This is a genomic window from Collinsella sp. AM34-10, from assembly GCF_003469185.1.
Taxonomy (GTDB): domain Bacteria; phylum Actinomycetota; class Coriobacteriia; order Coriobacteriales; family Coriobacteriaceae; genus Collinsella.
Window position 1 is genome coordinate 129745 of sequence record NZ_QSIL01000007.1, and the last position, 7552, is coordinate 137296.

Sequence of the window (7552 nt, forward strand, 5' to 3'; positions counted from 1 at the left end):
CGATATTGTCCGATAAACGGCTGATTTGTCAGTCGGGCAGGTAGTGTATGCTAGAACACAAAAAACAAGCGATAGAGAACCGAGTGGAGAAGCAGTGGCAACGATGGACAAGAAAAACGTCTCGATGAACGATGTGGCGATTGCCGCGGGCGTTTCTCTCAAGACGGTGTCGCGCGTGATCAACGAGCCCGATAGCGTGCGCGAGTCGACACGCGATAAGGTCCATTCGGCCATGGAGGCGCTCGGGTTTCGAACCAACTTTGCCGCGCGTTCGCTCAAGTTGGGCCGTTACGGATGCATCGGCGTGGTGCTGTTTCACTTGTCGGGCGGTGCCGTGGACATGATTGACGGCATCGCCGATGCCGCCGAAGAACGCGGCTTTGCGCTCACAATGATTAAGAAGCGGGCGGGGGAGAAGATGACCCTTGCCGAAGCGGCGCGTAGGATGTCGCAGCTGCCTGTTGATGGCATGATCTTCAACCTGCGTCAGATGGTCGATGACTTTGATACCTTTGAGGCACCGAAGGACCTCAAGACGGTGATTATCACGCCGATGGAGCATCCTACCTGCTCTACCGTTAGTGACGATCAAGAGGGTGGTGCGCGCATGGCGTGCGAGTACTTCTTAAATCGTGGGCACAAGAACGTATACTTCGTCTCTGGTAAGAAAGAGGCGCTGTCGAGCCAGTGTCGTATGAAAGGTTGGCGTGCGGCACTCGAGGCGCGTGGCATTGAGCCGCCCGAGCCTCTGCAAGGCGATTGGAATGCGGATAGTGGCTATGCCGCGGGCCTTGTGCTTGCCGATAAGCCCGATTGCACGGCGGTCCTCGCTGCTAACGACTGCATGGCAAACGGCGTGATGATGGCTCTACGTGACAAAGGGCTCAGTGTGCCCGACGACGTGTCCGTGATCGGCTTCGACGATGAGCTCTACAAGACGATTCCCAACTCGATTCTGACGTCGGTGAAGTTTCGCCACCGCGAGCTGGGCATCCGTGCGCTTAACGAGGTCGTCGCAGGTCTGGAAGCCCCGAGCTCCAGAAGCCGTACGCTCGTCTCGGGCGTGTTGGTCGAGCGTGCGAGCGTGCGGGATTTGCGGGCGTAGGCGTGCTCGGCTCGTTCATCTCAACCTGTAACAGTTAGGGCCGAAATACTCGACTAGATGTTACAGATTGAGATTGAGAGGATTGTCCTGTGCGTTTATCTCAATCTGTAACAACTAGACGTCCAAAACCGGTTCTAGTGTTACAGATTTAGACAATTCGGCGCGGCCTCCCCGGTCTGTCTTGATTTGTAACAGCTAGGGACCAAAAACTCGGCTAGATGTTACAGATTGAGATTTTCTGCTCGGGCGTTCTGTTTGTCTCGATCTGTAACAGCTTGGAGCGAAAAACTCAGCTAGATGTTACAGATTGAGACAAACGTGCGGTACGGTCTGCCCAAAAAAGGCCGGGGGCGGCGCGTCGTGTGACGTGCCGCCCCCGGCTGAGAAATGGGGACAGGTTATGTGAGCGGGGCAATTCCGCTGGTCGCAAGCCGCTAGTCCAGACGACGGGTCTGCGCTACGTGCTTATACCAGTAGGCGCTTGCCTTGGGCGTGCGCTTCTGGGTTTCAAAGTCAACGTAGAAGAAGCCGTAACGCTTGTTGTAGCCATTGGTCCAGGAGAACTGATCCTGCAGGCTCCACAGGAAGTAGCCGCCCACGTTGACGCCCACCTCCATGGCCTTGAGCAACCAGCGTAGGTGCTGCTCGATGTAGTCAATGCGCGGCTGGTCGTCCACAAAACCGTCCTTGTAGGGGTCCTTGTAGCCCATGCCGTTTTCGGTGATGAAGATCTGCTTGTAGTTGGGGTAGCGCTGTTTAATGTAGACGAGCAGATCGAACAGACCCTCGGGATAGATGATCCAGTCCCAGTCGGTGGTGGGGATGCCGGGCTTGTTCACGTGCTCGCCAATGCCCTTGACGCGCCAGCGGCCGGTGCCCTTCTCGCCCGTACCGTTGTGGTGCAGGTCGTTCTCGCCATCGTAAGCCTTCAAGAAGCGGCACTGGTAGTTGTTAACGCCCAGGTAGTCGTTGTAGAGGGCGGCCTCGCGCATGATTTCCAGATCCTCGTCTAGGATCTCGATGGTACCGCCCGAGACGGCGGCCAGGCGGTTGGCGCACTCGAGGGTGTCGGGCGCGTAGTCGCCGCGGAAGGTGGCGTCGAGCAAGAACTGGTTTTGCAGCACGTGCTCGTTGTTGGCGGCTTTGATGTCGGCGGGGTCGTTCTCGTTGAGCGGATACTTAAACTCCAGCGACTGAATGACGCCGATCTTGCCCTTAAAACCGCCGTTGTGGAAGGCCAGTACTGCCTTGGCATGGGCGAGCATCATGTTGTGCTCGCACTGGAAAGCCTCGGCCAGATGTGCCTTGACGCCACCGGGGAAGGTGCCCTCGATGTAGGTGTTGGAGGCGTCGGCCCAGATCTCGTTAAAGGTGAACCAGTAGGTCACCTGGTCGGCGTACTCCTTAAAGCAGAAGGTGGCAAAGTCCACAAAGGCGTCGATGGTCTCGCGGTTGAGGAAGTCGCCCTTCTCAAAGAGGGGCAGCGGCGTATCGAAGTGATGCAGCGTGACAAACGGCTCGACGTGGTGCTTGTGGCACTCGGCGAAAAGGTCGTGGTAGAACTGGACGCCCTCGGGGTTGATCTCGCCGGTGCCGTTGGGGAAGATGCGGCTCCAAGCGATGGAGAGGCGGATGCCGTTGATGCCAAACTCCTCGCACAGTTCCAGGTCGACGGGGTACTGGTTGTAGAAGTCCGAAGCGGGATCGGGGGAAAAGCGCCCCTGGGCCTCCAGGAAGTCGTCCCAGGCAACTTTGCCCTTACCGTGAGTGCGGGTCTCGCCCTCTACCTGGTAGGCAGCAGTGGCGCCGCCAAAGACAAAGTCCTCGGGAAACTGCGCAGGCGGGTTAGTGACGCTAGCAGGGTTAACGGACATGATGATCCAATCGTCTAAATTGAAGGGCCAGCCGGTCTTGGATGGTCGGCTGGCCCTGAGCGTTACTTACTTCGAGAGTTGCTCGCTTACGAAGGCGAGAGACTTGTCGCCGTTCTGGGAAAGCTCGATGTACTGCTTGCCACGGCAGGCGACGCACTTGTTGCCCACGCGCTCGCAGTCCTTCTGAAGGTCGGCCAGGTAGCTTGCGGCCTGCGGGGCCAGGACGACCAGGTCAAAGTCGGGGAGCATGTCAACGTGGTTGCCATAGGCCTCGGCAGCGGTCTCGAGGTTAATACCGCGCTCCCTGGCAGCCTTGGCCAGCGCGTTGGCGAGCAGGCCCGAGGTACCGCCGCCCTGGCAGAGTACGAGCACGCGCCTGCCGTTGAGGTCGCTGGCGGTCGCAGCCTCGGTGGCGGGCGCTGCGGAAGCGGCGGGGGCGTCGGCCTTCACGGCCTCGGCAGCAGCGCCGGCGGCAACGCTCTTGGCGTCAGCCTTGCCCTGGAAGGCGTCGTTGAGCTTGGCGGCCTTCTCAGCGTTCTTGGCGGCGAGCTCCTCCTGGGAGATCTCGGCCTCCTCGGTGCACTTCTGGGCGTCATAGGCACGGAAGAACGGGTAGTACAGGGCAAAGTCGACAACCAGGATAAGGGCGAGCATCACAAAGGCGAGCGGCTGGAAGCCCAGGCCCATGATGGTGCCGATGGGGCCGGGGACGGTCCAGGGCAGGGTGTACATAAAGCCGTTCATGCCCAAGAAGTCGATAAAGATCTTGAGGATCCAGATGTTGGCGATCGGGGCAAAGACAAACGGGACAAAGAAGACGGGGTTGAGCACGATGGGCGCGGCGAACAGCAGCGGCTCGTTGACAGCGAAGCAGACGGGAACGATGGCGGCCTTACCGACGGCGCGCATCTCCTGGGACTTGGCCAGGAAGCAGAACATAAAGACCAGGACAAGCGTGGCGCCGGTGCCGCCCATGCAGACGACGAAGTACTGGGCACCCTGGGTCAGGACAGCGGAAGCGTGCTGGCCGGCCTGGAACGCAGCCAGGTTGTCGGTCATGTTGGCAACGAGGGCGGCGGCGATGGCGGGCTCGACGATCGAGGGACCGTGGACGCCGACGAACCAGAACAGGCTCATGGCGCCGTAGATCACAGCGAGACCGATATAGCCGTCGGCAGCGGTGAACAGGGGCTGGAACACCTGGATGACGCCCTGGGCAAAGCAGAAGCCAAAGGCAGCGCGGAAGACGATGTCAAAGACCCAAAAGACGGTGATGCAGACGGAGAAGGGGATGATGTCCTTAAAGGTCTGCGAGATGTTGGGCGGAACCTGCTCGGGCATCTTGACGGTGATGTTGCGCTTAATGAAGAACTTGTAGATGATGCCGGTCACAAACGCAGCGATAAAGGCGGTCAGCAGGCCTTTGGAACCAAGGTAGGTGGTGTTGAAGCCGCTGGCAGCGTCCGTGGCGATCGTGTCGCTCGAAAGGAGCAAGAAGCCGATGATGGCCGCGCACATGCACGAGATGAAGTTGATCTGGTTGTTCTTGGGCAGATCGCGGTTCTGAGCGTCGGCGAAGTGCTTGGCTGTGGTGGCAGCGCAGGCGATGGCCAGGATACCCATGGAGTAGTTGTAGCACTTCCACAGGGCGTTGTTGATGTCATCGGGCCAGTAGAAACCCCAGATGTTGGGGACCGAGGCTACCAGGCAGAAGATGGACGAGAAGATGATGATGGGGATGACGGAGATAAAGCCGTCGCGAATCGCCTTGAGGTACTTGTTGCGGGCGATCGCGTTGAAAAAGGGCTGGCCCTTTTCGATGATGGCGATAAGTTGCTCCATGCAATGCTCCTAAGAGTCGGTGGGTTAACAACGATGGTAGCTTTTGGCGTTCGGTTGCCAAAATGTTGACGTTGCCATTTTGTGACACAAAATAAGACGCGAACCGATGGTCCCTGTGCCTGCGAACCGTCGATTCCTTGCGCGTAAACGTTTGAGCCGCCCGGTGGCTCTGTGTTTGCACAATGGCAACGTTAACATTTGGGCGACAAAAGCCGTTCGGGGAAGCAGAAATGTCGGTGAACGGTAGGTTTTGGGTGGTGAGCGTATTGCAGGGGCGGCGTTGGATATACTTGAAGGCGTTTAATATGACTGCGCAGGATGCCGTCAATGGCATCGTTGACACGGAAAGATCGACCTATGGCCGCTGTTAAAAAATCGGTATCCGTCAAAGACGTAGCGCGCCTCGCGGGCGTCTCGGAGCAGACGGTCTCGCGCACCGTGCACGATTCGCCCAGCGTGCGCCCCGAGACCAAGGAGCGGGTGCGTGCCGCCATGCGCGAGCTGGGGTATCGCCCCAATTTTGCCGGTCGATCGCTGCGCCGTGGCAAGTTTAAGACCGTCGGCGTCGCCATGTTCAACATTACCGGTACTGGCAACCTCGACCGTATGGAGGGCTTTGCCGCCGCGGCCGACAAACATGGCTATGCCATCACCCTCACTAAAGTAGACGGGCATCCGTATACCCTCGAGAGCGCATCGTCGCGCATGAGCGCGCTGCCGGTAGACGGCATGGTTGTGATCATGAACCGCATGCCGGCGGACTTTGGCACCTTTGAGCCGCTGCCCGGTATGCAGACGGTGCTCGTTACCATGCTGGAGCACCCACTGTGCTCGACGGTCGATAACGATCAGCTCGATTGCTCACGCCAGGTTGTCGAGTACTTGCTGGGGCAGGGACACAAGACCGTGCACTTTATCTCGTGTCCCGAGCGCTCGCTTTCGGGCATGCAGCGCGAGGAGGGGTGGCGCGAGACATTGCGCGCGCATGGCATTGAGCCACCGCGACTCGTTCGTGGCGATTGGACGGCACAGAGCGGGTATGCTGCCGGTCAGGCTCTGGCGGACGATCCGACCTGTACGGCCATTTATGCTTCCAACGACGCCATGGCCTACGGCTGCATTCGCGGACTCGAGTCGCGCGGAAAGCACGTGCCCGAGGATGTGAGCGTGGTGGGTGTAGATGACAGTCTGGGTGACATCGTGCCCGATCGTCGCCTGGCCACCGTGCGCTTTGACAACAAACGTGTCGGCATGTGGGCAGTCGATAAGATCGCCGGTGCCGAGGAGGTTGCGTCTGGCGTGGAGCACATGCTGATCCCCGGCGTGCTCGTAGAGGGCGATACGGTGCGCGATTTGCGTTAGGGTGCGGTCCTGTTTGGGTTTACGCTAATCATGTTTGATATTGTTCGAAATGGTTTGGAAACCGTTCACGGGCGAAAAAAGACCGTTCACGGCTCGAAATAACGGTTTGCATTGTTCCTTTTTGTTTGAATGTTATTGTTTCTGTCATACACAGCGCAGCGCGTATGCCCGGACGCGATGCTCTCCGTTGGTTCATATGTGAAAGGAACGCAATATGGCAACCAAAGAAGAAATCTCGATGGTTGGATTCGAGATTGTCGCATACGCAGGTGACGCCCAGACCGATCTGCTTGCAGCGCTCGATGCTGCTCGCGAGGGTGATTTTGAGAAGGCCGAGCAGCTGCACAAGGATGCCAGCGATGCGCTCATCGGTGCCCACGACACGCAGACCAAGCTGCTTTCGCAGGAGGCCGGCGGCGGCGAGATGGAGATGACCTTCATCATGGCTCACGCTCAGGACACTCTCATGACCACTATGATTCTGGAGAAGCAGACCCGCTTTACCATCGATGCCTACAAGCGCATCGCCGAGCTCGAGGCCAAGCTCGCCTAACGAGCCCGCACAACCAAGTCCCCTTCCAAAAGCTCTGCCGCAAACTCGCGACAGGGCTTTTTCTTTTCAAGACTTTAGTCTGCTGGCCGCGCAGCGGCCAGCTTTGAACCACCCGCTACGCGGGTGGAGACAAACGGCTTTACAAAGCCACCCCTCCGACCGATATTGACGATTGTTCAGGCCGTCAAGAATTCGAGTCGAAGGGGTGGTCGCCATGGCCCAGAAGGCCTACAGCCTTTCCCACACGAAGTGGATGTGCAAGTACCACATCGTGTTCACGCCGAAGTATAGGCGCAAAGTGATCTACAACCAAATCAGGAGCGACATAGGGGAGATCCTCAGGAAGCTGTGCGAGTACAAGGGGATCGAGATAATCGAGGGGCACCTGATGCCCGACCACGTGCACGTGCTGCTGGCGATCCCGCCGAAGTACAGCGTCGCGAGCGTCATGGGCTACCTGAAGGGGGAAGAGCTCGCTGATGATATTCGACAGGCACGCCAACCTCAAGTACAAGTTCGGCAACAGGAAGTTCTGGGCGGAGGGCTACTACGTGTCCACCGTCGGCCTGAACGAGGCGACGATCGCCAAGTACATCAGGGAGCAGGAGTCCCACGACATCGCGCTGGACAAGCTGAGCGTGAAGGAGTACGAGGACCCCTTCAAGAGGGGGTGATCCCGCCGGTTCGACCGGCGCGCCACGGGTCAAGATGCACTAGGCCTGGACGAAGTCCGGGCCCGCGCCTTTAGACGCGAGCCCGGGGCCCGTGGGTTATACCCTAAGAGCAAACCACCCTTTTTAAGGGTGGTTCTGATTT

The 7552-nt window shown here is 58.7% G+C and carries 5 protein-coding genes and 1 pseudogene; 4 read left to right on the plus strand and 2 right to left on the minus strand.

Annotated elements, in window-relative coordinates:
- The first annotated feature begins 103 nt into the window (after nucleotides 1-103).
- A complete protein-coding gene (locus DW823_RS07920; RefSeq protein WP_147350676.1) occupies nucleotides 104-1105 on the plus strand; it encodes a LacI family DNA-binding transcriptional regulator in 1002 nt (333 codons plus the stop codon).
- Nucleotides 1106-1539: 434 nt separating this feature from the next.
- Here the strand turns inward: DW823_RS07920 and lacG are convergent, their stop codons facing one another.
- Both lacG and DW823_RS07930 read right to left on the minus strand, forming a co-directional pair.
- Nucleotides 1540-2979 carry a 6-phospho-beta-galactosidase gene (gene lacG, locus DW823_RS07925; RefSeq protein WP_022094685.1) on the minus strand — a complete coding sequence of 480 codons (1440 nt, stop codon included), beginning with the start codon at nucleotides 2977-2979 and terminating at the stop codon, nucleotides 1540-1542.
- Between the two features lie 66 nt (nucleotides 2980-3045).
- The gene (locus tag DW823_RS07930) at nucleotides 3046-4821 is read right to left on the minus strand and encodes a PTS lactose transporter subunit IIBC (protein ID WP_118081590.1); all 1776 of its coding nucleotides are present in this window, start codon (nucleotides 4819-4821) and stop codon (nucleotides 3046-3048) included.
- Nucleotides 4822-5178: 357 nt separating this feature from the next.
- On the opposite strand from DW823_RS07930, the gene DW823_RS07935 reads away from it, so the two are divergent.
- From DW823_RS07935 to tnpA, 3 genes and pseudogenes are all read left to right on the plus strand, one after another.
- A complete protein-coding gene (locus tag DW823_RS07935) occupies nucleotides 5179-6183 on the plus strand; it encodes a LacI family DNA-binding transcriptional regulator (protein WP_118081592.1) in 1005 nt (334 codons plus the stop codon).
- A 214-nt stretch (nucleotides 6184-6397) separates the two neighbouring features.
- On the plus strand, nucleotides 6398-6736 hold the full coding sequence (locus DW823_RS07940; protein WP_006234827.1) for a PTS lactose/cellobiose transporter subunit IIA: 339 nt from the start codon (nucleotides 6398-6400) through the stop codon (nucleotides 6734-6736).
- A gap of 214 nt (nucleotides 6737-6950) precedes the next feature.
- Nucleotides 6951-7410 (plus strand): annotated as a pseudogene (gene tnpA / locus DW823_RS07945) (IS200/IS605 family transposase).
- Nucleotides 7411-7552 lie beyond the last annotated feature (142 nt).

Coding starts and splice junctions, on each gene's coding strand:
- DW823_RS07920 (WP_147350676.1), top strand. CDS start 104: ATGGACAAGAAAAACGTCTCGATGAACGATGTGGCGATTGCCGCGGGC.
- lacG (WP_022094685.1), bottom strand. CDS start 2,979: ATGTCCGTTAACCCTGCTAGCGTCACTAACCCGCCTGCGCAGTTTCCC.
- DW823_RS07930 (WP_118081590.1), bottom strand. CDS start 4,821: ATGGAGCAACTTATCGCCATCATCGAAAAGGGCCAGCCCTTTTTCAAC.
- DW823_RS07935 (WP_118081592.1), top strand. CDS start 5,179: ATGGCCGCTGTTAAAAAATCGGTATCCGTCAAAGACGTAGCGCGCCTC.
- DW823_RS07940 (WP_006234827.1), top strand. CDS start 6,398: ATGGCAACCAAAGAAGAAATCTCGATGGTTGGATTCGAGATTGTCGCA.